The sequence below is a fragment of the Rothia koreensis genome (assembly GCF_004136575.1).
In the GTDB taxonomy this organism is placed as follows: domain Bacteria; phylum Actinomycetota; class Actinomycetes; order Actinomycetales; family Micrococcaceae; genus Rothia; species Rothia koreensis.
This window is the reverse complement of the sequence record NZ_NOIQ01000001.1, coordinates 339,681-365,731: the sequence shown is the minus strand read 5'-3', so window position 1 is coordinate 365,731 and position 26,051 is coordinate 339,681. Positions and strand designations below refer to the sequence as shown.

Below are 26,051 nucleotides of genomic sequence, written 5' to 3'. Positions count from 1 at the left end.
CAGACATCGACACCGAGGTAGATTCTTGACCCTTCCCGCGACCGGCGATTGGCCCGCTCCCCAGGTCTTCCCGACCACTTCCTGGAATGCACGAGTCCGCGTGCCCGGTTCCAAATCGCTGACGAACCGGTATCTTCTTCTTGCCGCCGCCGCGGATGGTCCCAGCACTCTTCGGGGGGCTCTCGACTCGAGGGACTCCGCGCTGATGATGACCGCCCTGGAGAGCCTCGGAGCAAAGTTCTCCAGGGACGGCGGGACGGTCCGGGTCACGCCGATCCCGGTTGGAACCGGCACGCGCGGTGATGAGATCCTCCACATCGATACCGGTCTCGCCGGAACCGTCATGAGATTCGTACCCCTTCTGGCCGCGGCCCTGAACGTGCCGGCGGCCTTCGACGGGGACGAGGGCGCGCGGCGTCGCCCGATGGCCCCGGTCATCGACGCCCTCCGCCAATTGGGGTGCGAGGTCGACGACGCGGGGACCGGGACCCTGCCCTTTGCCGTTCGTCCGCGCCCGGCGGACCATGGCCCAGAGGACTCCTCCGCGTCACCGAGGACGGTCCGGATCGACGCGAGCGCCTCGAGCCAGTTCCTTTCCGCGGCCCTGCTGACGGGTTGTTTCCTGCCCGGCGGGCTGCGCCTCGAGCATGTCGGCGACGAGGTCCCGTCCCTCCCCCATGTGGAGATGACAGCTCAGACGCTTGCCGAATACGGCATCGACGTGCGCGCCGAGGCACCGGCCGCCTGGACCGTGCTTCCTGGCGTGCCGCACGCCCACGACGTCGCCGTCGAACCGGACCTGTCCAACGCGGGCCCGTTCCTTGCCGCCGCCGTGGTCACGGGCAACAGCGTCGTGATCCCGGACTGGCCCTCGAAGACCACCCAGGGTGGCGACCAATGGCGCCGGATCCTCCCTGAATTCGGCGCCCGGGTCCGCACCGACGGCTCGGACCTGGCCGTGATCGGCCCGGAAGGCGGCGCTCGGGAGGGTCGCGTGCGCGGCGTCGACCTCGACCTCTCCGAGTGCGGTGAGCTCGCGCCGACGGTCGCGGCCATCGCCGCGGTCGCCTCGGGCCCGTCGCGGCTGAGGGGCATCGGCCACCTGCGAGGTCACGAAACGGACCGGCTCAAGGCGCTGGTCACCGAAATCAATCGACTCGGCGGCGAGGCGGAAGAAACCACCGATGGTTTGCGGATCACCTCACCCGTACGTCACGGAGATGTGTTCAGAACCTACGAGGACCACCGCATGGCCACGGCGGGAGCGGTCATCGGCCTCGTCGTTCCCGACGTCGTGGTCCAGAACGTCGAAACAACCTCCAAGACCCTGCCGGGCTTCACCGGAATGTGGGAGGCCATGCTCCGCGGAGGGGACGTGTGATGCGTCGTCGTTCGTCGGGCCATTGGGACGAATCGGATGTACGGATCCGTGCCAACAAGCGGGGCTCTCGGCCGCGGACCAAGGACAGGCCGGCCCACGAGGACGCCGTGATAGGTCGTGTCGTGACTGTGGACCGTGGCCGGTACACCGTCGACCTCGGCTCCGAGGGGCCAGGAACCGAAGTCACAGCGGTCCGTGCCAAGGATTTGCGCCGCGTCCCTGTGGTCGTGGGCGATCTGGTCGGGCTCGTGGGCGATACCTCGGGCGCGGAAGGGTCCCTGGCCAGACTCGTCAGGATCGAAGACCGCGCCACGGTCCTCCGTCGTAGCGCCGACGACACCGACCCGGTCGAGCGGGTCGTTGTCGCCAACGCGGGACAGCTCATCATCGTGGTCGCGGCGGCCAACCCGACGCCTCGGACGGGGTTCATCGACCGCAGCATCGTCGCGGCCTACGACGCAGGCCTTGAACCCGTGCTGTGCGTGACCAAGACGGACCTGGGCGACGCCGCTCCCCTGCGCGACTACTACGCCGAAACCTCGTTGAGGATCCTTTCGAGCTCGCCCGAACGTCCTGAGGAAGCCGCGGCTCCGGCGGGCCGGCACGAGAGCCTGCCGCTCGACCCGACGACGGTCGAGACCATGCGGTCGCTCCTCGACGGTCACGTCAGCGTGTTCTTGGGGCATTCGGGGGTCGGCAAGTCGACGCTGGTCAACGCTCTGGCCGGAACATCCCGGTCGACCGGCGGGGTCAACGAGGTCACCGGGCGCGGGCGCCACACCTCATCGTCCGCCCTCGCCATATCTCCTTCGTGGGGCAGCGTCGGCACCTGGGTCGTGGACACGCCCGGTGTCAGATCCTTTGGTCTGGCGCATGTTCCCAAGGAGTCCATCGTCGAGGCCTTCGAGGATCTGGCCCCCGGATATGCCGACTGCCCCAAGGGGTGTACGCACGCGGCCGACGCCGCGGGGTGCGGCATTCAGCGACTCGTGGATTCGGGGCACGCAGGGCCGTACGGCGCGCAGCGACTCGAATCGCTTCGGCGCCTCTTGGGCGTCGCGGCGGAGGACGGGCTGGACCAGATGAAGGAGCTCGGCACGACGACCTGACCGGGTGGTGTCCCACGCATGGGATAGCCTGGAATTTATGAATTCAATGAGCCCCTACAACGATGACATGCGCCTGGCGCACGTCATGGCCGATGCGGTCGATCGCTACACGCTCGGGAAATTTCAGGCTCAGGACTTCACGGTCGAAACCAAGCCGGATCTGACCCCGGTGACGGATGCGGACCGTGAGGCCGAGGAACTGATCCGCTCCCACTTGTCCCGGGCACGCACGCGGGACGCCGTCGTGGGCGAAGAATTCGGTTCGACCGGTTCCTCACCCCGCCAGTGGGTCGTGGACCCCATCGACGGAACGAAGAACTTCGTTCGCGGTGTCCCCGTGTGGGCCACTTTGATTGCCCTGATGGATGAGGGAAAGCCGGTCGTCGGCCTGGTTTCGGCCCCGGCGCTGCAACGTCGTTGGTGGGCCGCCGAAGGCAGCGGCGCCTTCACCGGCCGTTCGATTGCCAAGGCACGCCGAATCGGCGTCTCCGAGGTCACCTCGATGCGCGACGCGTCCCTGTCCTTCTCGTCCCTCTCCGGGTGGAAGGACCTCGGCCGACGCCAGCAATTCCTGGACCTGGCCGATGACGTCTGGAGGGTCCGCGCCTTCGGGGACTTCTGGTCCTATTGCCTCGTGGCCGAGGGCGCCGTGGACATAGCCTGCGAGCCGGATCTGAGTCTCCACGACATGGCCGCGCTGGTTCCGATCGTGACCGAGGCCGGGGGCCGGTTCACGTCGCTGGACGGCACGGACGGCCCTCATGGAGGAAACGCCGTCGCGACGAACGGGCATCTGCACCATCGCGTCCTGGAAAAACTGGCCGCCGAGGGACCGGAACCGGCCTCCTCCGACGAAGCCGCCGAGGACGAGGTCTGACCCCTTCCTGAAACGGTCCGTTCGCACCGTTCCGTCCCCGCATATGCAACGAGGCCCCGTCACCGAGTGGTGACGGGGACTCGTTGCATATCTGAGAAGAGGATGCTCGGAAAATCAGTAATCCGATTCCATGTAGGAATTCACGCATTCTTCGAAGCCTGCGCTGTTGGCCGCGGAGTAGCCGCCGCAGTGTTCGGCCGCCTCGTTGGCGACCGAGAAGCCGATCGCGAAGATCACGCCCAGAAGCACGGACAGGATCACGCCGATCGCGCCCAGGACGATGCCGATGATCGGCATGGCCTTCCCCGCACCCGGGGTCTTGGCCAGTTTCCTGATAGCGACGATGCCGAGGACGATCGCCACGATTCCGGCGAGGCCGGGGAGGACCAGCCAGCACAGGACCACGCTGGCAATACCGCAGATCAGGGCAGCCAGGCCCATTCCCCAGCCGTTCGGCCGGTCTCCGGCACGAGCCGGATACTGCTGGTAATTCGGTTGGGCGTAATTGCCCGACTGGTACTGGGGCTGGTTGTAGTAGCCGTTCTCGCCCTGCTGGCCGTAGTATGAGCCACCGGCCTGCTGACCGTAGCCGTTGTCCTGAATGGGCTGGTAGCCACCCTGCTGGCCGTAGCCGGGCTGGCTCTGCTGGCCATACTGCGGCTGGGCCTGTCCGGACTCGCCGTACTGACCGTACGAGGGCTGATTGCGCCCAGACGGCGAACCATCATCTCCGTAGGTGCCGTACTGGGGTTGCTCGCGGTTTTCCGAACCGCGCCACGGGGTGGAACCGCCCGTGGATTCCTGGGGGTCGTTCTGGCCGAACCGCGGGGCTGAGCTGCTGCCTCCGGACTCCGGTTCGTGGTTCTCAGATGAGGGGTTGTTGGTCACGGTGACTTCTCCTCGTTTCCGTTGGCTCGACGCCCGTCTTTCCATATGTCAACTATTTATTATTCAATCACACCGGCCCGTGGCCCGGGGTACAACAATGCCCGGCTCCCCCGAAGGGGAGCCGGGCATTGAGCGAGTGGAGATGCGGGGAATCGAACCCCGGTCCGATGCAGCTTTGCCAGGGTTTCTCCGGGCGCAGTTCGTGTCACGGTGTTCTCGGCTCCGGCACTCCCACGAACGGGTTGCCGCCGAACCTATCCGTACAAAATGTTCACCAGCCCCCTACGGAGAGGGACTGGAGCAGTGGCTTTCTAAACTGATACTAGGAACCGGGTCGAAAGCGAACCCGGGCTAGCAGACTGCTCTGGCTGCTTACGCAGCGAGAGCGAAGTCAGTGCGCTTTTCAGATTTGGCACTTATTGTTTTGCAGAGAACGTTTACGAGATGACCCTGCATTCTCGGCCCGCTTCACCTGCCGCAACTGGCATCGTCGAAACCGATCATCCCCATATGCATTTTTCAAACATCCCATCGGATGACTGGGTTGCCTGCCGGCCCCCGCCCCCTCCGGGCCTCTTCACTATACTCTGTCCGCGAGCCCTTGAAAACCCCACGCCGCCAAGCCTCGAACCGTCGACCCCAGCCGTGCGGAGACCGGGAGCCTCCGGATCGACTAGACTTGATGAATATGGCTTCCACCGATTTCTCCGCAGCGCTCAAGGATCTCCGCGCCACCTATGCCCAGATCGAGCAGGTCAGCGACGTCGACGGTCTGCGCGCAACCATCGCGGACCTCTCCGAGGCCGCGGCCGCTCCGAACCTCTGGGATGATCTCGAGGCCGCTCAGAAGGTGACCTCCGAGCTCTCCCACCGGCAATCCGAACTGGATCGCCTGGAGAAGCTGTCCGGCCGGATCGACGACCTCGAAACGATGGTCGAGCTGGCCCAGGAGGAAGAGGACGCCGACCTCCTCGCGGAGGCGGAGTCAGAACTCGGTTCCGTGCGGAAGGCCCTGGCAGACCTGGAGATCGTGACCCTGCTGTCCGGAGAATACGATCCCAGGGAAGCCGTGGTGACGATTCGAGCGGGAGCGGGCGGCGTCGACGCCGCCGATTTCTCCGAGATGCTGATGCGGATGTACTTGCGCTGGGCGGAGAAGCACGGTTACGCCACCAAGGTCCTCGATACCTCGTACGCCGAGGAAGCCGGACTCAAATCCGCGACCTTCGAGGTCAAGGCACCGTACTCCTTCGGTCGGCTGTCCGTGGAGGCGGGGACGCACAGGCTCGTGCGCATCTCCCCCTTCGACAATCAGGGACGTCGCCAGACCTCGTTCGCCGCGGTCGAAGTCATCCCGCTGATCGAGCAGACGGACAGCATCGATATCCCCGAGAACGAAATCAAAGTCGATGTGTTCCGCTCCTCCGGCCCTGGTGGACAGTCCGTGAACACCACGGACTCGGCGGTGCGCATGACCCACATTCCGACCGGCATCGTCGTGTCGATGCAGAACGAGAAGTCGCAGATCCAGAACAGGGCCGCGGCCCTGCGCGTGCTCCAGTCCCGGCTGCTTCTCCAGCGCCAGGAGGAAGAGAACGCGAAGAAGAAGGAGCTCGCGGGCGACGTCAAGGCCTCGTGGGGCGACCAAATGCGTTCCTACGTGCTGAACCCTTACCAGATGGTCAAGGACCTGCGTACCAATCACGAAGAGGGCAACCCCAGCGCGGTCTTCGACGGATCCATCGAGGAATTCATCGATGCCGGAATCCGTTGGCGCGCCAGTGGGCGCCAGACGGATCATTCATAGACCATTCACCGATGCCCCAACGGGCAGAAGAACCAGAACTAGACTCATGGCCACAAAGAACGACGACGGGCGCAAGGTCATCGCGACCAACCGCAAGGCCCGACACGATTACCACATCATCGAAACCTACGAAGCCGGAATCGCCCTCATGGGCACCGAGGTGAAGTCCCTCCGTGATGGCGGGGCCTCGATTGCCGACGGCTTCTGCCAGCTGACCCGCGGCGAACTCTGGGTCGAGAACATCCATATCGCCGAGTACGGCCGCGGATCGTGGACCAACCACGAGGCCCGACGCCGCCGCAAACTGCTCCTGCACCGCCAGGAGCTCAACAAGCTGGACCAGAAGTCCCGGGAGACCGGTTACACGATCGTGCCCCTGCAGCTGTACTTCCGTGACGGGAAGGCGAAGATCGAGATCGCGCTGGCCAAGGGCAAGCGCGAGTACGACAAGCGGCACGCGTTGCGCGAGGCACAGGACAAGCGCGAGGCCGAGCGCGCCATGCGCTACCGCAATCTCGGTTAGGACACGGTGGGTCCCGCGGGCGGCTCCTGTTGCGTGTATGCCCGCTGCCGCTCCCGGGCTCCCATGGTGATGTGCCGCAAGTCCATCTGATCGTCGAATCCGGAGCCCAGCGCGCCCGCCACCACGCCCATCGAGGCGCTGAGCCACGCGATCGCCGAATAGTTGACCAGGTCGACGTCGCCACCGATCACCGTCGCCATGAACCGTGGGTCGATGACGATCACCCCCGCCACGAAAATAAAGACCCAGAGGGCTATGTACAGGGTGACCACGCAGAAGACGAGGGTCGTGACAGTCGACAGGTTGTACAGCAGCACGATGACCGAGAGCCTGTCGTATTTGGGTCGCTCCCACAGTCGGTTGCTGATGAGCAGCCAACCGACCATCGAGATGATGGCCAGCGCCGAGATCACGAAGAGACGACCTGTGCTGAGCGCCTCCGACATCTGCCAGATCGAGTTGTAGAAAATGCCGAAGGCCCCCGTGGCCGAGGCGGCCGCGAGTGCTCTGGACAGTTTGGGCACGGTACGCCACGGTTCGTTCGCCATGATCACACCCATGACCGTCCGTGGCAGGCCCGTGCGGGGATCGGCGAGCATGATCTGGCTCGCCCGGTCGTCGCGGACGATCCATTTGCCCCAGCCGTCATCGACGTATGTTTCGGCAACATGCTCGTCGCTCATGAGTCGGTACGCGCAGTCCGTCACGACCCTCATCAGCTTGGATTTGGTGGCCCACGCCCCCAGCGTGGGGCAGGAAATCACGGCCACGCGCTCTTCCGGGTAGGCCTCGGCAATGAGTGGACGCTTGTCGAGGTACCTCGGGATCTCCGTCAGGAGGATGACGACGTCGACCCGCCCCTCCGACAGATGTTCCACGACCCGGGTTTCCAGGGTGTTGTCGGGACGAATCCTGATGAGCTCGCTCTGAGACTCGACCCGGACCTTCAGAGAGGAAAGGGTCTGGAGGCGGCTCTCCAGGGAATCCTGGATCGCCGAGACTCGGCCGGTGGGCAGGCCGGGATCGGCGATCACGTACACAACCATCTCAGCGGGGCCCGGCACATTCGTCATTGCCAATACTTTACTCCTGCCTGGCACCAGAATGAGAAGTGGCCCACTGTCGACATGACAGTGGGCCACACCACGGGTCGCTGCGATCCGTGCTCTACCCGTCGGGACGCAAGTGGCTGACGGCGTCACGGATGTCGCCGTCCTCCACGATCTTTCCGTTCTCGAGCACCACGCCGCGTTCGCACAAGCGCTTGACCATGTCCAGGTCGTGACTGACCACGATCAGGGTCTTGCCGCGTTGGGAGAGTTCCTTGATCTTCTTGATGCACTTCTTCTGGAAGGGTTCGTCGCCCACGGCCAGAATTTCGTCGACCAGGAAGATCTCGGGGTCGGTGTGCACCGCCACGGCAAAGGCCAGTCGCAGGTACATACCCGAGGAGTAGAACTTCACCTCGGTGTCGATGAACTGCTCGATCTCGGAGAACTCCACGATCGAGTCGAAATTCTCGTCGATCTCGCTCTTGGTCATGCCCAGGATCGCGCCATTGAGGTAGACGTTGTCGCGTCCGGTCAGATCCGGGTGGAAACCGGCGCCGACCTCGATCAGGCCGGCGATCCGACCGCGGGCGAGGATCTCACCCTGGTCGCCGTGCATGACCCCCGAGATCAGCTTGAGCAGGGTCGACTTGCCCGAGCCGTTGAGCCCGAGCAGGGCGACTCTCTCCCCTTCGTGGATGTCCAGGGAGACCCCGTCCAGGGCGTTGAATTTCTCCGACAGGTCGCCCTTGCGGCCCTTGAGGAGCCAGACGAAGGCTTCCTTCATCGACCTCGTGTGCCGCAGGACGAAGCGCTTGACCAGGTTGTCGATCTTGATGACCACCGGTTCCGTGGAGGGAACGTACGGCGGCATCGGCTTCGAGAGTTCGGGATCATTGTCGAGCCAAGACACGATGAATCAGAGCTCCTGGGCGAAGTTGCCCTCGAACTTGCGGAAGAGCAAGTCGCCGACAACGACGGTGACGAGGGCGATGACAACGGCAAGTGGCGTCCACATCGACAGCAGATGCGGGGGCACGTGCCACTCGTATTCCAGGGTCGGATACCAGAAGGCGTAGTGGAACAGCTCCACGGACACCGTGATCGGGTTCGCGAGGTACAGGTGCAGGAGCCATTCCGGGGCCTTGTCGGCCACGCGCTCCCAGGCGTACATAATCGGAGACACCCAGGTCAGAACCATCACGAGGAGGTCCACCAGGTTCTCCGAGTCCCGGAAGAACACGTTGGCCACGCCGAAGATGAGCCCCAGTCCGTAGGCAAAGGCGGTGAGAATGCACATTCCGACGACGGCGCACGCGAGCTGCATCAGGTTCGGGTGCCAGCCAACCACGAAGTCGGCGATCAACAGGACCAGCAGTTGCGGCGCGAAGTGGATGAGGCCCACCCCGATGGTCGAGACCGAGAACAGTTCTCGCGGCAGATAGATCTTCTTGATCAGGTCACCGTTGCCCACGAAACAGCGGGCACCGTTTCCGAAGGCCTCACCGAAGTAATTGATGAGCACGATTCCGGAGAACAGGTAGACCGCATAGTTCTCGAGACCCTTGTTGAGGTCCAGGAACACGCCGAGGGCCAGATAGAAGACGATGAACTGTACGCCCGGCTTGACGTAGGACCAGAGGATGCCGAGGATCGAGCCCCGATATCGAACCTGGAGTTCCTTGTCGACCAGGAGTCGCAGGAGGAAGGTGTGCTTGGGGACGTCCAGGAGGCCTCGGCCACGACCGGGCCTCCGGAAGTCTCTGTTGGCGATTTCTGTGGTCATCGTTTGAGTTCGGAATCCGTATGCTGATCGAAGGTTTGTTTCCAGGCTTCGAGTGATGTGATGCGGGATGCCGCCTCACGATACTGCTTCCTCAGGGAAGGCCAGTTCCGCAAGATGTCGGCGTGCAGCCGCGTGGCTTCGAAAAGCTTGGTGCGCAACTGCTCCGGCTGGCGACGGTACCACGAGACCGCGGTGCCCTCCGCGTTGGAGACCAGGGCCGAATCGTATTGGGACATACGCCACCAACGGTTGTCCTGGTGAGCAATGTGTGCCTGCGGATGCTCGTGAGTTTCTTCGTCCACGGGCTTGACCAACTGTTTGGTCACCGTCTTGAGCGCCCAGGGAACGAGCGTCTTGTACGACGGTGCCTTGAAGCCCCGCCCATTGCGCGGAGGCTTGTTCATGTGGGGTTCGGGGAACTCCTCGATGTCCTCCTTGAACTGGGCATCCGAGTACTGCTTCGTCAGTGACCGGATCTCGGGGAGCCGCTGGGGCTGGATTTCGTGCAATCGGTCCGGACCGGCCAGAACATCGCGCAAGGCCATGATGCGACCGTGCTCGGTGAAGTACTGCATCGAGATCAGATGCTTGACGTCGGCGTAGGACGACTCCCGCAGCAGCCGGCCGCCACGCTCGTACGGCGAGTGGAGAAGTGCCGCAATGATGCGGTTCCGGATATGGAAGTAGGCCTGCCATCCGACCAGGTCGTCCTTGTCGATCCAGGACACGTGCCACACTGCTGCACCCGGCAACGACACCGTGTGGTAGCCGGCCCTCTTGGCGCGCAGACCGTATTCGGCGTCGTCCCACTTGATGAAGACGGGCAGTGCGAGCCCGAGCTCCTTGATGACCTTGGTGGGGATGAGGTCCATCCACCACCCGTTGTAGTCCACGTCGACTCGGCGGTGCAGCCACGGGGTGTTGCGCAGGTTCGACTTCATGAAGTCGTGGCCGAGCGTCTGGTCCTCGTGCGGCAGATCGGGCTGGAACCGGTAGGTGTTGACGATCTCGCCGAAGGTGTGGAGCACCGTGCGGTTGTACAGGTCGAACATGTGCCCACCGACGATGGTCGGCTTCCGGCACAGGTCGGCAAAAGTCAGCAACCGAATGATCGACTCGGGCTCGACCACGACGTCGTCGTCCAACAGCAGCGCATAGTCGCTGCCGTTCTGGACGGACTCGTACATTCCGCGGGAGAACCCGCCCGAACCGCCCAAATTGGACTGGTTGATGATCCGCAGCTTGCCCTTGAGGCTCGCCGCGACCTCTTCGAAGTCCTCCTCGTCCTGGACCTTCTTGTTGCCCTGGTCAACGATGAGCAGCTCTTCGATCGCGTCCATGGCCTCGGGAGACTGGGCCAGAGACCGGAGGTTGTTGAGGCAGAAGTCAGGCTTGTTCAGCGTGGTGATCTCGAGGGTGATCCGGCCCGGTGCCGACGTGGAGTCCGTGTATCCCTCCCAGTCCGCCTTTTCCAGCGTGAGCGTGTCATTGCCCGCAATGAGGTCGAACCAGTACCAGCCGCCGTCGCCGAAGGGCTTGAGCGGCAGGTCGAAGGTCGAATGGGTCTTTCCCGTCACCCGACGCGAGTCCACCCGCTGGAGCGATCCGCGAGCGTTGGACTTGTAGATGATGACCGTGCCTTCGCCCTGAGTGTGGACGGACAGCCGGATGTCATCGATGCTCGTCCACCGCTTCCAGTAGGACGCGGGAAAGGCGTTGAAGTAGGTCGCGAAGGACAGTCGAGAGCCTGCGCGAATCAGGGTCGACCTGCGGTCGATGAAATCTTCCGCGTGGGCTTCCGAAGAAGTCGCAGAGGACCCCGAGCTGTCCTGGTCCGAGGACTTCTTCTTTCCCGTGGGAAGCGAGTCATCGGTTCCGAGGGCACCGTTCATGGTCGACAGCTGCACGCCCGCCGCTTGGCCGGAGTCGACGTACAGCGGAACGGTGTCCATCTGCTCAGCCGGCGGGAAGATGACACGCTGCAGGGTCTTGAGGTTTTCGGGCTTGGATTCCGTCAGATGATTGCTCATGCGTCGACTCCCCCGCTTTCGAGCTTGGCCCCGCCTTGGAAGTGCGGCTTGATCTTGTTGTCGAACATGGACAGTGCCGAGCCGATGGCCATGTGCATGTCCAGGTACTTGTAGGTGCCGAGGCGTCCGCCGAAGAGGACGGATTTCTCACCGCGAGCCAGATCCCGGTACTTCAGGAGCTTCTGGCGGTCCAGATCGGTGTTGATCGGGTAGTACGGCTCGTCGCCCTTGTCGGCGAAGCGGGAGAACTCCCGCATGATGACCGTCGCGTCCTTGGTGTAGTCGCGCTCGGGGTGGAAGTGACGGAATTCGTGGATGCGGGTGAAGGGAACTCCCTCGTCCGGGTAGTTCATGACGGAGCATCCCTGGAAGTCCTCGATCGGCAGAACTTCTTCCTCCAGGTCGATGGTCCTCCACGACAAGTCGCCCTCGGCGAAGTCGAAGTACCGGTCCACGGGGCCGGTGTAGACCACGGGCACCTGACCCAGGACCTTGGACCGCGAGAATTCGTGGCTGTCGTCGAAGAAATCGGTGTCGAGGCGCACGTCGATATTGGGGTGGTCGGCCATGCGCTCGAGCCAGGCGGTGTATCCGTCGACCGGCAGTCCTTCGTGAGTGTCACTGAAGTAGCGGTTGTCGTAGGTATACCGGACGGGCAAGCGATTGATGATCGAGGCCGGAAGGTCCTTGGGGTCCGTCTGCCACTGCTTGCCGGTGTAATGCTTGATGAACGCCTCGTAGAGGGGCCGGCCGATGAGCTGGATGCCCTTGTCGTTGAGGTTCTCCGGGTCCGTTCCGGCGAGTTCTCCGGCCTGTTCCTTGATCAGGTCGCGAGCTTCCTGCGGACTGTAGGCCGAACGGAAAAACTGGTTGATGGTCCCCAGGTTGATCGGCATGGGGAAGACTTCGTCGTTGTGGCGCGTGTAGACGCGGTGGACGTAGTTGGTGAACTGAGTGAACCGGTTGACGTATTCCCAGACCCGCTCGTTGGACGTGTGGAACAGGTGCGCACCGTACCGGTGGACCTCGATTCCCGTCTTCTCTTCCTTCTCGCTGTAGGCGTTTCCGCCGATGTGCGAGCGACGGTCAAGCAGGGCAACCTTGAGTCCCAACTCGGTCGCCGCTTGCTCGGCGATGGTCAATCCGAAAAGACCAGATCCTACGACCACTAGATCTGCGTTCACGCAAAACTCCTGTTGCTCTTGAGCCGGTGCCCGAGGGAGGCCCCGACTGACCTGTCCGTTCCCGACCGGGGTGCGGGCACGGACCTCTCGACTGTGATCCTAGTAGAAAGCACGCGACGGCCATTCATCTGCCGGTCCGTCACACCTCTTCACCGGGAGTCCCGACCTACCAAGCTACAACACGGCGAGGGAACTTGCCTCGATCCCCAGCGGATGCTCAGCATGATTTTCATCCGGTCTCCGACCTGCGGTAACGAACCGATTCATCCACAGTCCCGAATTCTCGGGGATTGCGGGATGAGAATGCACATTCTCGCGCCCTTGCCAGGATTTCATCCCCCGTTCATGCCGCCTCGGCGTTCAATCACCGTATGGAACTGACTCTCGCCGTGTTCGATCCTGAGACCTCCCTCAGCTGGCCCGTCAGGATCTCCGGCCGCACGGGGTCCCCGGGAGCGCTCGTCGGGGAAATTCTCAGCGAGCGCCTCGGCAGGAACGCTTCGTGGTACATCGGCGACCTGCCCCTGGACGGGACGAGCCTCGGAACGGCTCCATTGGTCGACGGAGCCGTGGTCCGGGCGCGTCCGCTCACCGAGGACGTCGATCACACGGCCAGACTGTCCATCGCGTGCACGGAGGGATTCGGGGCAGGTTTCAGGGCGCGCATCGGTCGAGGGGTCCACGCCGTCGGCCGCGACGACGTCGACATCCGGTTGGAGAACCCTCACCTGCCGCCATGTGCGGGATACCTCTCCGTCAGTGGAGAGAGCGTGACCCTTCGACCCGTGGGCCGGCTCAGTGGCATCCGGCTTCTGCCCGGGCACCGTCTCGGTCTCCACGGATCGTCGCTGGTCATCGAGGACGCTCAGGGGCACCCCACCCACGCCGCTTCGCGCAGCCCCATCCCGGCCCATGAGGTCCGCTTGTTCGCTCCTTCCCAGGGGTGGGCGGTGATGCTCGCGACGAGCCTGATGCCGATTGCCTTCGGCGCCGTGGCCGCGTGGCTGTGGGGCATGTGGTTCATGCTGCTCTTCGGCGCCATGAGCGCCCTGGTCAGTGGGGCCCATTGGCTCACGAGAGGCGGTGGAGCGGCACGGAACCGTCGTCGTTTGCATGACGCACGAGTCAGGGAGCTGAATGTCCTCGCGCAGGCGATACCTCCGGTGGGGCTCAGGCTCGCCGATGCGGTGGCCCGTATCGAAGGAACGTTGCCGGCCCGGTCGATTGGAATGACAGATACGGCGTCGTCCCCGTTATCGGGCGACGAGCTCTGGATTCGTTGGGGTCGAGGGACCCGTCACCTGCACATCTCGCCGAATTCCCCTCAGACCGGGCCTCAGGTCAAGGACATGCCGCTGGTGACCAGCTTGTCTCTTCCGCATGTCCTGGTCATGAGCGATGGCGTGCGTACCGACGGTCTGCCTGCGCTCATCGGGCACGCCCTCGCCGAGCATCTTGTGCTCGAATGGGTCGGGTGCGCCGGGGACTGCCGGATCTGCACCGAGTTCTTGCGTCGGTGGGGCCGGCTCTGCGTCCCGGCTTCCGGCAGAGGCTCGGCACGCACGAGCCCCGTCCTCCAGATGACGTGCGTGCGTCGCGGGGTTCGTACCGCCGAGGAAGGCCCGAGGCCCGCCGTCTGGAAGGTTTATGTCGGTGCGGACAGGGACCCGGTCCCCGTCGGCCCGGGCTGGCGAGGCATGGTGATCGTGCCGACGCAGCGGGGGCTCCGGCTGGTACCTCATGGCAATGCGGGCGGACGGTGTCCGGGCCTCGCGAACGGGTCCGCTGTCGAGTGCCTTGCCCCGGACGTCCCGGATTCGAGGGTCCTCGAACGACTCGCTCAGGGACACCGTTCGAATGGGTCGGCTGGTGGAGATACCGGCTGCCTCATGTCATCGCGTGAGGATCTGGCCGTGGAAACGGCCCCGGAGCGGTGGAACAGGACACGCTACGACCGCGCTCTTCTCGCCGACCTCGGCCGCGCGCCAGTTTCGGGTGCTCCCGTCGTGGTCGATCTCAACGAGGTCGGGCCCCACTGCGTGGTCGCGGGGGCGACCGGGTCGGGCAAATCGGAGTTTCTGCGAAGCCTCGTGCTGGGTATGGCCTTGCGCTATCCGCCCGAACGACTGGGATTCGTGCTCATCGATTTCAAGGGCGGGGCGAGTTTCGGCCCCTTGTGCCGACTGCGGCATGTTCACGCGACCCTGACCGATCTGGATGAAACAGCTGTCTTGAGGGACTTGGCCTTTTTGCGCGCCGAGCTGCGCCGCAGGGAAGCCCTCTTCGCCACGGTGGGCGCCCGCAATTGGGTCGAATATCTCGAGCACTGTGCGACGAAATCTGGCCGGGACGAGGTGCTCCCCGAGATCGCCGTGGTCGTGGACGAATTCCGAGTCCTCGTGGACTCGTTTCCCCGAGCCATGGACCGGCTCCTCCACATTGCGACGACGGGTCGTTCGCTTGGTTTCCACCTCATCATGTCGACCCAGAGGCCCCAGGGAGCCATCTCCCCCGACATTCGGGCGAATGTGTCCGTGAATGTCTGTTTTCGCGTGGCCTCGGACGCGGATTCCATCAGCGTGATCGGCACGCCCCAGGCGGCGTCGTTGAGCTCCGAAGGGCCCGGAGCCGGTCTCGTCAAGGTGGACGGCGTCGTCCTCGGGTTCCGCGCGTGGTTCGTGGACCGTTTGCCGGCCCTTCCTCCTGGCGCTCCGCACATCGTCGAGGGTCACTTGACTTTCCCCTCGGGCGACCCGGTCGTGGGAGGGTCTCCCCCAGAGTCGTCGATAGGCGACGACGTTGCTCGCTTCGGGGACCTCATCGCCCCGGGGCGAGTTGCCTTGCGTTTCGCCGTCCCGCCCCGATCCACGCAGGTCGACTGTTCCCAGCCCCTTCTTCCCCCGCCGACCGGCGCCGATCCGGACCGGCACCCATCGGGGCTGTTCCTCGGCCTCGGAGAGGCGCCGGCACGGGCATGGCAGGGTCCACTGTTCTGGCGAGCGCGCGACCACGGAGTCCTCGAGGTGGTAGGCACGGTCCCCCAGCAGCGAGCATTTGTTGCACGGCTGGTCCTGTCCGCCTCCCACGCCTCATCCGTGGTGTACGTGCTTGCCGCGGACGAGGCGACTCGGCTTGCGTGCGTGAGTGCTCGTCACGCAGGTTCGGACCTCCGAGGCATTGCGGGTCTGGACGACCCTCTCTTCGTACTCGAAGTCCTGCGTCGTCTGGCACCCGTCATTTCAGGTGGCAGTCGGCCCGGTGCGCTCGTGATCGTCCAGGGGGTGGACCGGCTCTTCGAGGCTTTCCTGTCACGCGGACACGACCTGAGCGTTGAGATACTGAACCTGCTCACCGCCGGGGACTCACCGTGCAATGTGGTCCTGCTCGGTGCAAAGAGGGTGCCACCGGAGCTGAGACCGTACTGCTCGTCCCATGTTTTTGCCCACCGTGCCGAGACCAACGAGTACAGGGCGGCGCATCCGCGTGAGAGCCTGGAAATCCTTGCCGAATTGTCGATCGTGGACGGACGGGTGTGTGAAAATCGCGCCCCCGTGGGGCTCAATACTCCGCCCGAATCCTTGTTGACCCATCTTGCCGCGGCCGTCAGCAGGATCATTGCCCAAGACGATGCCGACCGCACCGCGGCCCACCGCCGTCGTTCACGCCTCACTCCACCAGAGGACACGTGTCAGCTGCCCCGATTCAGGAGGGTCGACTCGGACCTGTCCTGGGTTCCGTTCGACGACGCGGGGCGGGACCGCGCCCAGCCCTCACGGTCGCTTCACGATCGGCCCGTTGATCCCACTGCGACGTCCGAATTTCCCCGTGGCACAGAAATCCTGCTCGGGGTCTCATCCCCACTCGGCGAGGAATGCCGCACCCGGGTGCACCAAGGGGAAGGTACCGCCTTGGTCTACTCGACGTCCGGTGGTGAGCAAAGAATGATCGACGCGCTGGAGGCGTTCAATCCACATCTTCAGTTCAGAGTTTTCGTTCCCCCGGAAAACCACCGGCACGCGAAGCCGACGGGGCCGGACGCGAAGACGATCAGTAGGGCGGATGCCTGCGTGGCCGTCGTGAGGAATGTTCCCGCGTGGACGGTGGCGCCTCGCCACATCATTGCGGACATCATTGCTTCTCACGACGCGTGCATCATGACTTTTCCGATGGACTCGTCCGCCACCGTCGCCTCGCCCTGGACCGAGACGATCCGCAGTGCACATTCCGCGATCTTCGTGGGTCCTCTCAGTCATGGCTGCGCGAGCTTCCGGTCGGAAACGGTTCCGCCGCACAGGCTGGCTCTCGACCAGACGGAAGGACTCCTGGTCGAACGCGGATCCTGGACAAGGTTCAGGATTCCCGCTGTTCGGAGGGGAGGCCCCGCGCCCAGGCATTCGTACCGGTCAGCGTCTCTCGGGGAGGTCGTTGGCCCGCAACAGATGATTCTGGACCGGAGAGCTGAACAGGAGAATCCCCACGAGCGCGCCGTAGGCCACCGGAAGCAGAGCCAGGAAGAGGCCCCACGCGGAGATCATTTGCAACGAGATCACGATCAGGAAGACCTGCGTGAGCAGAATCAGGGCCCGCGGCCACAAACTTCCCTTCGTGATACTCCGCGCAGCTCCGAGGAGCCACAGGCCATATCCGATGTAGAGAAGCGACATGATCACGATGGCCCCGAAAGGCATCGCGTGGTCCTGGAAGAAGACCTCGACCGTCTGCACCAGGCCGGCAACAACCAGCCCCAGCCCCTCGATCGCGACGAGTCCCGCCAGGACGACAACGGGCAGGGGCGGGCGTCGCGAAGCCGGTGATTCGGGCCCGGTTTCGTGCCGGGTACCGTCCGAGGGGGTGTCAGTCATAACCTCATTCTAACGAGGCCATCCGGCCTCTCCTGCCGCACAGATTTCGGGACCGGATCCCATCTATTGCGCCGGACAAACTTTCCGTGTCAAGCACTGTCGCGTGTGAGATAAAACATCACGTATGGGGTCAACCTGTCGACGGTTTCCCTTGTTCACGAGAAGTTTACGTGCGAACCTTTAAACAGTTCTCGGACAAGCCCCCTGATCTTGGGGGCTCTTTATTTGTATCACTCGCCCTGGGGTCCGCACTGGCCGCTCAGGGCGAGGCATCACATGTGAAACAAGGAGCGTGCATCGATGGATTGGCGCAGTCGCGCAGCCTGTCTCGAAAAGGACCCTGAGCTTTTCTTCCCGGTCGGGAACACCGGTCCGGCCCTCCTGCAGATCGAAGAGGCAAAAGCCGTCTGCCGCAGCTGCACCGTCATGGACACCTGCTTGCAGTGGGCCATGGAAACCGGCCAGGACTCAGGAGTCTGGGGAGGAATGAGCGAGGACGAGCGACGCGCGCTGAAGCGCCGCGCAGCTCGCGCCCGCCGCGCTTCCTAGGCTCTGCAACAGATCCTCAGCGCTCCTCAGGGAGTCAACGCCCCCGGCAGATCCTTTCTGCCGGGGGCGTTCTCGCGTGGACAAGCGTGACAGCTCGGGCCCGTCCCCGCGCTATGTTCTGTCGACCGAGCCCTCGGGGATGTGGGCCGTGATGACGACCTCTGTTCCGCCGCCGGCACGCGGGCGCCAGACAATGGAGCCCTTCAACTCGCTGGCCACCAGAGTGCGAACGATCTGCATGCCCAGTCCCTCGCCGTCGGACGTAGGACGATACGCGGAGACCCCTGACTCCTCGATGTAGCTGACGCCCATGCCGACGCCGTTGTCCCCCACCGTGACCACGAGTTCCTGCCCATCGCCCGTCTCGGCCCTCTGTCCGTCCAAGGTGACGGTGCCGGATTCTCCGTCCAACCCGTGCTCGACCGCGTTCGCGACGACTTCGTTGATGATCAGTGCCAAAGGAGTGGCCAATTCACTGGGGAGGTGCCCGAACTCCCCCGTCATCTCCGTCGAGACTGCCTGTCCGGGCGACGCGACCTCCGCCGCGAGGTGGAACTGCCGATTGATCAGATCGTCGAAATCGACGTTCTGAGTCAGTCCCTGGGACAGCGCCTCGTGCACCATGGCAATCGTGGCCACACGTCGCATCGCCTGTTCAAGCCCTTGCTTCCCCTCGGGTGAGGACATACGGCGTGCCTGAAGCCGCAGGAGCGCCGAGACGGTTTGCAGGTTGTTCTTGACCCTGTGGTGGATTTCGCGGATCGTCGCGTCCTTGGTCATGAGCTCGAGTTCCCGACGGCGCAGTTCGGTCACGTCACGACACAGCAGAAGAGCACCGAATCGCTCTTCGCCTCGACGAGTCTGACGCCTGAGAGGGACCGCCCTGAACGTGATGCTGACCTTTGTTGTACTGACCTCGCCCCTCCAGGGCATGCGACCCGTCAGAACCAGGGGCAGGGTCTCGTCCGCTTTTTCGGCCGCAGGAAGCAGATCCCTCGTGAGCTCGGCCAACAAATGTCCCGTGAGAGCGTCGGCAAACCCGAGCCGCCGATAGACCGACACCGCGTTGGGGGACGCGAAGGTGACTCGACCCTCCGCGTCCAACCGGATGACCCCATCGCTGACTCGAGGGTTCCCCCGGGATGCTTCATTGGATGAGCTGAAGTCCGGCCACGCGCCTCGAGCGACCATGCTGAGTATTTCGCGTGCGGTTTCCCGGAACACCGTGTCGAGCCGACCTTGCATGCGTCCCGACTGCTCACCGTGGTGCAGAGAGAGCAGAGCCACGGTGCGACCGTTGCGGACCAGCGGGTAGAGCACGACCCTCATGGTCGACTCCGCATTCCAGTCGACGCGGTCCAAAAACTGTGTGGCCTGGTCGAACCAACACGCGCGAGCGGCCGCCTCCACCTGCGTGCTCATCCGCAACCCGACCATGTCCCGATGGAACACGGTCTGCGTCGTCGATGGCCGGACGTGCGCCATACCGGAGAACCCCGCATCCGGGGCCGGGCCGCCTTGCCCCCGCCCGCTCCTCTCGCTCGACAGGAACTCTTCCGGGAACCAGAGGACCAGGTCCCCCTGCGCCAGATCCGCGATCATCTGCCAGTCACCCACCAAGAGGTGGAGCCATTCCGAATCCCCCGGGCCGAATTCGCCGGTCTTGAGCAGAGGTTCTGCGAGCGTCATGTCGTCCTCGGGATAGAAATCTGGCGGTCAGCCTCCATCTTAGGTCCCCAGCACCGCGCCTGTCCTCGCCCGTCCGGAGTCCGGCCGCCGGGCCGCCCCGCGACCACAACCAGCAACTTGCCGGACGGCACGGCCCGAGATATACACGACCTCAGCAATGGACTCGGAACCACAGGACTTCTCATCGAAGGGATTTCGCTCATGGTCGCGCAACGCTTTCTCACGCTGGTCGACGTCGCCGAGATCCTGAACGTCTCGGTGTCCCAAACACGTGCCATGGTCCGTTCGGGCGAGCTGCCGGCCATCCAGGTAGGAGGCCGCGGACAATGGCGCGTCGAGCGTGCAGTTCTGGAGGAGTACATCGCCGAGGCCTACCGCCGGTCGGCTGTGGCCACGGGGTCACAGGACCCCGACCAGGCCTGAACGCCGACCCGCCCGAACGAACGACCCTGCCCGGTATCCCACGAGGAGCGAATCACCACCCATTGTTGCGCATTCTGTATTGCGTGACACTCTGATTTTTCGGGCCTACTGGTTATCCACAGGTCTTTACGAGGGGCGAGACGGGCGGTAAATATAAAAGGCATCTACTCGCACCAAACGGCATCAAAGGACTTCCATGATGGCCACGAGCCCTCCACGGCGCCATGTCGAACCAAACCCTGTCCCACCATGCATGGCGAAAGATGCTTCGCGCGCTACGACGTCCCGCTGGTGCCGCTACACGCTTCCGGTCTTGAGTCTCGGCACACGGATACTCCTGCTCCCCGAACCGTACTGTGCCGCCATGACCAACGGCCGCCCCGAGCTCACCATACGTGTGGTGAGCCCGGACGCGTCCTCAGATACCTCTTGCGCGGCTGTCCCGAACGGATCGGGACGCCTTGAGCGTTCGCCCGCAGGGTGGGCCTCATCCATCTCCTGTCATCACGAAAGGATCTCCGATGAGTTCACGACCGGAACACCATGGACGACGGCGAATCACCAAAAGGGGCACCGTCCTGTCCATCGAGAGTCTGCGAGGTACGCCTCGTGCACATCCTGAGGGTCCGCCACCGTTCTACAAGTGGCGCAACCGCACCACGGACTACCGTGAAGAATTGCGCCGAGTTCACGCGATTGCTGGCGCCATGGGGGTCGCCATCATCGAGGTGGTCTCAGGCAAACGGTCCTCGAGCCAATTGAGTCGGTGGGTCCACCCGGACGTTCTTGACCGCATCGAGAGACGAGCTCACCTGGAGACCGCCGAGCATCCTGTCGTCTCCGAGCCTCCGTTCGGGGGCAGACGATTCGATCCGGAGAACCTGAGGCCGCGGAGAGTTCGGGCCATTCCGGTGGGGAATGACGAATACGAGGCCAGCGTGGTCGTGGACAATGGGGAAAGAAGTCGAGCCTTGGCCCTGCGCATCCACAAGCCCAAAGGCCAGTGGCAGATCATTCAAGCGGAAATCGGGTAGGACGCATAAGGGCCGGGACCCGAATAATACAGGTCCCGGCCCTCATGGTCGGCCCGACGATCGATGGAATCGACTCGAGCCAGCTGCCTATTTGCGCTTTTTGCGGCCCTTCTTCTTGGCGCCGCCGCTACGCGGTGCTTCCGATGCGGGAGCATCGGTCTCCGAGGAGGACGCTCCGGCCTTCGACGACTCGCCCTTCGAATCCTTCCCGGACGAATTCGTGCCCGCGCCGCTCTCCTCCGGGTTGGCCTCGACGTGTGATTCCTCCCCGCCGTCCTCGCTGGGTGCTGAGAAACGGAGGAACTTGGGCTGCTGCGGAATGGTCAGGGCCTGAGAGGACATCTGGGTGCGCTGCTTGGTCAGGTCCAGGTTGAACAGGTACGCAACCGTTTCCTCACGGATCGCATCCATCATCGACTGGAACATGGCGTAGCCCTCGCGCTGGTATTCAATCAACGGATCGCGCTGGGCCATGGCCCGCAGACCAATGCCTTCCTTGAGATAATCCATCTCGTAGAGATGTTCGGGCCACTGACGACCGATCACGGACAGGACGACCCGGCGCTCAATGTTGCGCATCGCGTCGGAGCCGACCTCTTCCTCACGGGTCTCGTAGATGACCTTCGCATCGGAGAGGATCTCCTGGATGAGTTTCTCCTGGGTGATCTTCGAACGCCCGCCGACCGAGTCCTCGAGCTCCTTGATCGAAATGCTCACGGGGTAGATGGTCTCCAAGGACTCCCACAGGCGTTCGAGGTCCCAGTCCTCGGCATGCCCCTGTTTCGTCTTGTCCTCGATCGCCGAGGTGAGGACCTCTTCGATGAACTTCTGGATCTGTTCCCGGATGTCATCGCCCTCAAGGATCTTGGCGCGATCCGAGTAGATGGCCTCGCGCTGACGGTTCAGAACATCGTCGTACTTGAGGATGTTCTTGCGCTGCTCGGCGTTTCTGGCCTCAACCTGGTTCTGGGCCGATGCAATCACTCGGGTGACAATACGATGCTCCAGAGCGGTGTCATCCGGTGCGCCGGCCATGAGACGCGCCGCGGCCGCACCGTTGAACAGACGCATGAGGTCGTCCGCCAAGGACAGGTAGAAGCGCGATTCACCGGGATCCCCCTGACGGCCCGAACGTCCACGCAACTGATTGTCGATGCGGCGCGATTCGTGCCTTTCGGTTCCCAGCACGTACAGGCCGCCGAGCTCGGTGACCTCATCGTGCTCCTGCTTGGCCGCCTGTTCGCACTCGGCCAGGATCTCAGGCCACTTGGCCTCGTATTCCTCGGGTCGCTCCTGGGAGTCGTACCCAAGCTCCGTCATCCGGTCGACGGCGTCGAACTCGGCGTTGCCGCCGAGCATGATGTCCGTACCACGTCCGGCCATGTTCGTCGCCACGGTCACGGCGCCCTTGCGGCCCGCCTGGGCGACGATGGCAGCTTCTCTCGCGTGGTTCTTGGCGTTCAGAACATCGTGCGGAACGCCTTCCTTGACCAGCAGTTTGGACAAGTACTCGGATTTCTCGACGCTCGTGGTACCGACCAGAACCGGTTGGCCCTTTTCATGGCGCTTGGCAATGTCCTTGACCACAGCCGCGAACTTCGCGACCTCGTTCTTGTACACGAGGTCAGGCTGGTCCTTGCGGATCAGCGGCTTGTTGGGGTCGATCACGGCGATGCCGAGCTCGTAGGTATTGACGAATTCCGCTGCCTCGGTCTCGGCCGTACCGGTCATGCCGGAGAGCTTGTCGTAGAGGCGGAAGTAGTTCTGAAGAGTCACGGTTGCCAGAGTCTGGTTCTCGGCCTTGACCTCGACCTGCTCCTTGGCCTCGATCGACTGGTGCACGCCTTCGTTGTACCGGCGGCCGGGAAGAATACGCCCGGTGTGCTCATCCACGATCAGGACTTCGCCCTTGAGGACGACGTAATCCTTGTTGTTGATGAACAGTTCCTTGGCCTTGATGGCGTTGTTCAGGAAGCCGATCAGGGGCGTGTTCTCGGATTCGTAGAGGTTGTCGATTCCCAAGTGGTCCTCGACCTTCTCGATGCCGCTCTCGAGCACGCCGACGGTCTTCTTCTTTTCGTCGACCTCATAGTCCTGGTCCTTCACGAGTGTTTTGGCCACGCGGGCAAACTCGTTGTACCAGCGGTTGGCCTCTCCCGAGGACGGACCGGAGATGATCAACGGAGTACGTGCTTCGTCGATCAGAATCGAATCGACCTCATCGACGATGGCAAAACTGTGGCCCCGCTGGACGCGTTCGTCCACGGTCCAGGCCATGTTGTCGCGGAGGTAGTCGAAACCGAACTCGTTGTTCGTGCCGTACGTAATGTCCGCCTCATACTGTTTGCGGCGGACCTCGGGGGTCTGCTGGGCCAGGATGACGCCCGTTTCCAAGCCCAGGAACCGGTAGACACGGCCCATCAGATTGGCCTGGTATTCGGCAAGGTAGTCGTTGACCGTCACGACGTGGACGCCCTTGCCGGTCAGGGCGTTCAGATATGCGGGGGCGGTGGCCACGAGCGTCTTGCCCTCACCGGTCTTCATCTCGGCGATATTGCCCAGGTGCAGCGCGGCGCCACCCATCAGCTGAACATCGTAGTGACGCTGTCCCAGCGTCCTGCTCGCCGCCTCGCGGACCACCGCGAAGGCTTCGGGAAGCAGAACGTCGAGAGATTCGCCGTCTTCGATACGCTTCTTGAAGGAGTCCGTTTCCGCGCGCAACTCCGCGTCCGTGTACTCCTTGAAATCCTCTTCCAACGAGTTGATGGCATCGGCATAGACTCTCAATTTCTTGAGCAGTCTTTTGTCCCCTGTGCGGAGAACCTTTTCCAAGAAGGATGCCACGTGCACTTACTCCTAGTAGCTGATGAGATTCCGAGTTCGGCGGCCGCATCCGCGGCTCGCCCGAGGGCAACCGGAGGATCGACCTCGACAGCCCAGTCTACGCAAGTGTAAACATGCCGGCTGGGTTTTGCCTCAGAAGAGAACAAATTTGTGGACCGCAGACGAATCGCCCGGGCCGTGGGCCCGGGCGAAGCGTCTCCGGTGATGAGATAAGGAATTATCCCTCGGGAACCGACTTGTAGAGTCGCGTCTCATTGAGGCCTTCGGGAGGGGCGTCGTCGCCCAGGACGATCACTCCGTACGTCCACCCCTTGCGACGGTACACGGCGGCAGGCTGGTCCAACTCGGCGTCGACGAACAGGTAGAAGTCGTGCCCCACGAGCTCCATCCTGTCCACCGCCTGGTCAACGGTGATTTTTTCTGTGGGAAATGTCTTGCGACGGATTTCAACCGGCGGAACATCGTCAGTCAGCGGGTACTCCGCATCGAACGCATCGCTCTCTCCGGTGTCCGAGTTCTTCTCGAGGACAATTTCCTCGATCGGGACCTCTCCCCCGGACGACCCGTCGATCACGGGAATGGACCCCGTGGCCTCGGAAACGGAGACCGGACGGTGGTGGCCGCGGTGGATCTTCCTGCGGTCTCGGGCCCTGCGAAGCCTCTCCAACAACTTCGAGTAGGCGTCCTCGAAAACAGCGAACTTGTCCGAGCCCTGGGCTTCGGCGCGAAGGACCGGCCCCTTTCCCTGGACCGTGATCTCAACCGTCATGGCTTGGGGACCGTTTCCCACTTTGCTGACCTTGATGTCAATGACGTCCACGCGCTCGTTGAGCTTCTCGAACTTCTCGACCTTTTCCTCTGCATACTCCCGAAAACGATCCGGAACCTTGACGTTGCGTCCGTATACGTTGAGTTCCACGATGGCCTCCCGTGGTTGGGCGAGGTGAGGTCTCGCCGGCCTGCGAGCCGCGCTCGGGGTCCTCGAGCCTCACGGGGAGAGGATCTGACCGTCTCCTTGACTCAACGTTAATCGACCGACGATCTTTCGTCACCCATCCGTAGGATGTGACTCGCTGAACATCGAGCAATTCTTCCCAGGGAGGCGAACACTCGCGAGCACGGCGGCTCCGACCACTCGGCCACCGGCGTCTTCGACCGCTCGCACCGATTCCCGCAATGTCGACCCGGTCGTCGCCACGTCGTCGACGAGGATGCACGGCCGATTGTCCAGGTCCGGGCGCAAGCCCATCACCCCCGCCAGGCCAGGCATGCCGATCGTCATGGACGACGCCGCTCTGGCCGAGCGCTGACGTGCGTTCAGTCCCTTCTGGCCCACTGCCCGGCGAACTCGTGAGTCGAGGACAGAGCGCATCGGACGACGCCGAGCCATCAGGACCGGAGCCACCTGCAGGCGTGCGTTGCGCGGTACCGCCCCGAGGCCCGACCTCGGGGCCGTCGCTCGGCGGGCCAGGACCTCACTGGGCACAAATCCGCGCCGTCGGAAGGCTCGTGCCGAGGAGGGCACCGGAATGATCACGGGCGCGTGCCCGGCCCGAGACCGTGAGGGCTGCATTTCTTGTCCCTCGACGTCCCGAAGCAAGGCAGCCAGACCCCGGCCCAGCGCACGCCCCAGAACCGGCGCGGTGTCCAGCCGGCCTCCGTTCTTGAAGGCCAGAATCAGTCGGGCAAATTCGTGGCGGTAGGGGCCAGAGGCGATACAGATCCGGTCGGACGGCCAGTGCGGAAGCACCGGAGCCACGTTGACGGGGTAAGCCGACCATCGGTGCACGAGCGCCCTGCACACGCGGCAGACGGGGCCCCGGCCGCTCGCGCACACGGCGCAGGGCTGCGGAATGACCACCTCGACGGCGTCCGCCAGCGTGCCGGCGACCGCCGAGGCGGCGGCGTCGTAGGTCCGTCTGTCGCGCCACGTTCCCATCCCGCACCCCCGATCCATCGATGGATTGCCGCCATTATGGCCTGCTGCGTGGTGCTGTGGTCAGAGATCGGCCCATT

19 protein-coding genes and 1 other RNA gene are annotated in these 26,051 nt (G+C 63.6%); 9 read left to right on the top strand and 11 right to left on the bottom strand.

Annotation, left to right across the window (positions count from 1 at the left end; genetic code table 11):
* Nucleotides 1-25: 25 nt before the first annotated feature.
* The 3 genes from aroA to hisN are packed head-to-tail and all read left to right on the top strand — an operon-like array spanning nucleotide 26 to nucleotide 3,367.
* Nucleotides 26-1,381: a 3-phosphoshikimate 1-carboxyvinyltransferase gene (aroA, locus tag EWU68_RS01695; RefSeq protein WP_129314133.1), complete on the top strand. Its 1,356-nt coding sequence runs from the start codon at nucleotides 26-28 to the stop codon at nucleotides 1,379-1,381.
* Nucleotides 1,381-2,490 carry a ribosome small subunit-dependent GTPase A gene (gene rsgA, locus EWU68_RS01690; RefSeq protein ID WP_129314132.1) on the top strand — a complete coding sequence of 370 codons (1,110 nt, stop codon included), beginning with the start codon at nucleotides 1,381-1,383 and terminating at the stop codon, nucleotides 2,488-2,490. The genes aroA and rsgA overlap by 1 nt, the downstream gene beginning before the upstream one ends.
* 37 nt (nucleotides 2,491-2,527) lie before the next feature.
* The gene (gene hisN, locus EWU68_RS01685; protein ID WP_129314131.1) at nucleotides 2,528-3,367 is read left to right on the top strand and encodes a histidinol-phosphatase; all 840 of its coding nucleotides are present in this window, start codon (nucleotides 2,528-2,530) and stop codon (nucleotides 3,365-3,367) included.
* Between the two features lie 114 nt (nucleotides 3,368-3,481).
* On the opposite strand, the gene EWU68_RS13385 is transcribed toward hisN, so the two are convergent.
* Both EWU68_RS13385 and ssrA read right to left on the bottom strand, forming a co-directional pair.
* Nucleotides 3,482-4,255 carry a DUF4190 domain-containing protein gene (locus EWU68_RS13385; RefSeq protein WP_162421331.1) on the bottom strand — a complete coding sequence of 258 codons (774 nt, stop codon included), beginning with the start codon at nucleotides 4,253-4,255 and terminating at the stop codon, nucleotides 3,482-3,484.
* A 134-nt stretch (nucleotides 4,256-4,389) separates the two neighbouring features.
* Nucleotides 4,390-4,763, bottom strand: a transfer-messenger RNA (tmRNA) gene (gene ssrA, locus EWU68_RS01675).
* A gap of 180 nt (nucleotides 4,764-4,943) precedes the next feature.
* On the opposite strand from ssrA, the gene prfB reads away from it, so the two are divergent.
* Together prfB and smpB are read left to right on the top strand one after the other, a co-directional pair.
* On the top strand, nucleotides 4,944-6,062 hold the full coding sequence (gene prfB, locus EWU68_RS01670; protein ID WP_129314129.1) for a peptide chain release factor 2: 1,119 nt from the start codon (nucleotides 4,944-4,946) through the stop codon (nucleotides 6,060-6,062).
* A 46-nt stretch (nucleotides 6,063-6,108) separates the two neighbouring features.
* Nucleotides 6,109-6,585, top strand: a complete 477-nt coding sequence (smpB, locus tag EWU68_RS01665; RefSeq protein ID WP_129314128.1) for an SsrA-binding protein SmpB — start codon at nucleotides 6,109-6,111, stop codon at nucleotides 6,583-6,585.
* On the opposite strand, the gene EWU68_RS01660 is transcribed toward smpB, so the two are convergent.
* From EWU68_RS01660 to glf, 5 genes are all read right to left on the bottom strand, one after another.
* Nucleotides 6,582-7,658 carry a hypothetical protein gene (locus tag EWU68_RS01660; protein WP_238692248.1) on the bottom strand — a complete coding sequence of 359 codons (1,077 nt, stop codon included), beginning with the start codon at nucleotides 7,656-7,658 and terminating at the stop codon, nucleotides 6,582-6,584. The genes smpB and EWU68_RS01660 overlap by 4 nt on opposite strands.
* Before the next feature lie 94 nt (nucleotides 7,659-7,752).
* Entirely contained in the window at nucleotides 7,753-8,508 is a 756-nt protein-coding gene (locus EWU68_RS01655; protein ID WP_129314487.1) for an ABC transporter ATP-binding protein, read from the bottom strand.
* Nucleotides 8,509-8,553: 45 nt separating this feature from the next.
* The gene (locus tag EWU68_RS01650; protein WP_129314127.1) at nucleotides 8,554-9,420 is read right to left on the bottom strand and encodes an ABC transporter permease; all 867 of its coding nucleotides are present in this window, start codon (nucleotides 9,418-9,420) and stop codon (nucleotides 8,554-8,556) included.
* Nucleotides 9,417-11,450, bottom strand: a complete 2,034-nt coding sequence (locus EWU68_RS01645; protein WP_129314126.1) for a glycosyltransferase — start codon at nucleotides 11,448-11,450, stop codon at nucleotides 9,417-9,419. Before EWU68_RS01645 ends, EWU68_RS01650 begins: the two co-directional genes overlap by 4 nt.
* Nucleotides 11,447-12,634, bottom strand: coding sequence for a UDP-galactopyranose mutase (glf, locus tag EWU68_RS01640; protein WP_129314125.1), 1,188 nt, complete (start codon nucleotides 12,632-12,634; stop codon nucleotides 11,447-11,449). Before glf ends, EWU68_RS01645 begins: the two co-directional genes overlap by 4 nt.
* A gap of 371 nt (nucleotides 12,635-13,005) precedes the next feature.
* On the opposite strand from glf, the gene EWU68_RS01635 reads away from it, so the two are divergent.
* Both EWU68_RS01635 and EWU68_RS01630 read left to right on the top strand, forming a co-directional pair.
* Entirely contained in the window at nucleotides 13,006-17,448 is a 4,443-nt protein-coding gene (locus tag EWU68_RS01635; protein WP_129314124.1) for an FtsK/SpoIIIE domain-containing protein, read from the top strand.
* Between the two features lie 348 nt (nucleotides 17,449-17,796).
* On the top strand, nucleotides 17,797-18,045 hold the full coding sequence (locus EWU68_RS01630) for a WhiB family transcriptional regulator (RefSeq protein ID WP_030014762.1): 249 nt from the start codon (nucleotides 17,797-17,799) through the stop codon (nucleotides 18,043-18,045).
* A gap of 111 nt (nucleotides 18,046-18,156) precedes the next feature.
* Here EWU68_RS01630 and EWU68_RS01625 read toward each other — a convergent pair whose 3' ends face one another.
* Nucleotides 18,157-19,734: a sensor histidine kinase gene (locus EWU68_RS01625; protein ID WP_129314123.1), complete on the bottom strand. Its 1,578-nt coding sequence runs from the start codon at nucleotides 19,732-19,734 to the stop codon at nucleotides 18,157-18,159.
* A gap of 201 nt (nucleotides 19,735-19,935) precedes the next feature.
* Between EWU68_RS01625 and EWU68_RS01620 the strand changes: the two genes are divergently transcribed.
* Entirely contained in the window at nucleotides 19,936-20,157 is a 222-nt protein-coding gene (locus tag EWU68_RS01620; RefSeq protein WP_129314122.1) for a helix-turn-helix domain-containing protein, read from the top strand.
* A gap of 521 nt (nucleotides 20,158-20,678) precedes the next feature.
* Nucleotides 20,679-21,191 (top strand): Rv3235 family protein, encoded by a 513-nt coding sequence (locus EWU68_RS01615; protein WP_129314121.1) that lies wholly within the window; start codon nucleotides 20,679-20,681, stop codon nucleotides 21,189-21,191.
* Nucleotides 21,192-21,278: 87 nt separating this feature from the next.
* Here EWU68_RS01615 and secA read toward each other — a convergent pair whose 3' ends face one another.
* The 3 genes from secA to EWU68_RS01600 all read right to left on the bottom strand — a co-directional run bounded on the left by secA (nucleotide 21,279) and on the right by EWU68_RS01600 (nucleotide 25,974).
* Nucleotides 21,279-24,035, bottom strand: a complete 2,757-nt coding sequence (secA, locus tag EWU68_RS01610; RefSeq protein WP_129314120.1) for a preprotein translocase subunit SecA — start codon at nucleotides 24,033-24,035, stop codon at nucleotides 21,279-21,281.
* A gap of 217 nt (nucleotides 24,036-24,252) precedes the next feature.
* On the bottom strand, nucleotides 24,253-24,954 hold the full coding sequence (gene hpf / locus EWU68_RS01605) for a ribosome hibernation-promoting factor, HPF/YfiA family (protein WP_129314119.1): 702 nt from the start codon (nucleotides 24,952-24,954) through the stop codon (nucleotides 24,253-24,255).
* 129 nt (nucleotides 24,955-25,083) lie between these two features.
* Nucleotides 25,084-25,974, bottom strand: a complete 891-nt coding sequence (locus EWU68_RS01600; RefSeq protein WP_162421330.1) for a ComF family protein — start codon at nucleotides 25,972-25,974, stop codon at nucleotides 25,084-25,086.
* Nucleotides 25,975-26,051 lie beyond the last annotated feature (77 nt).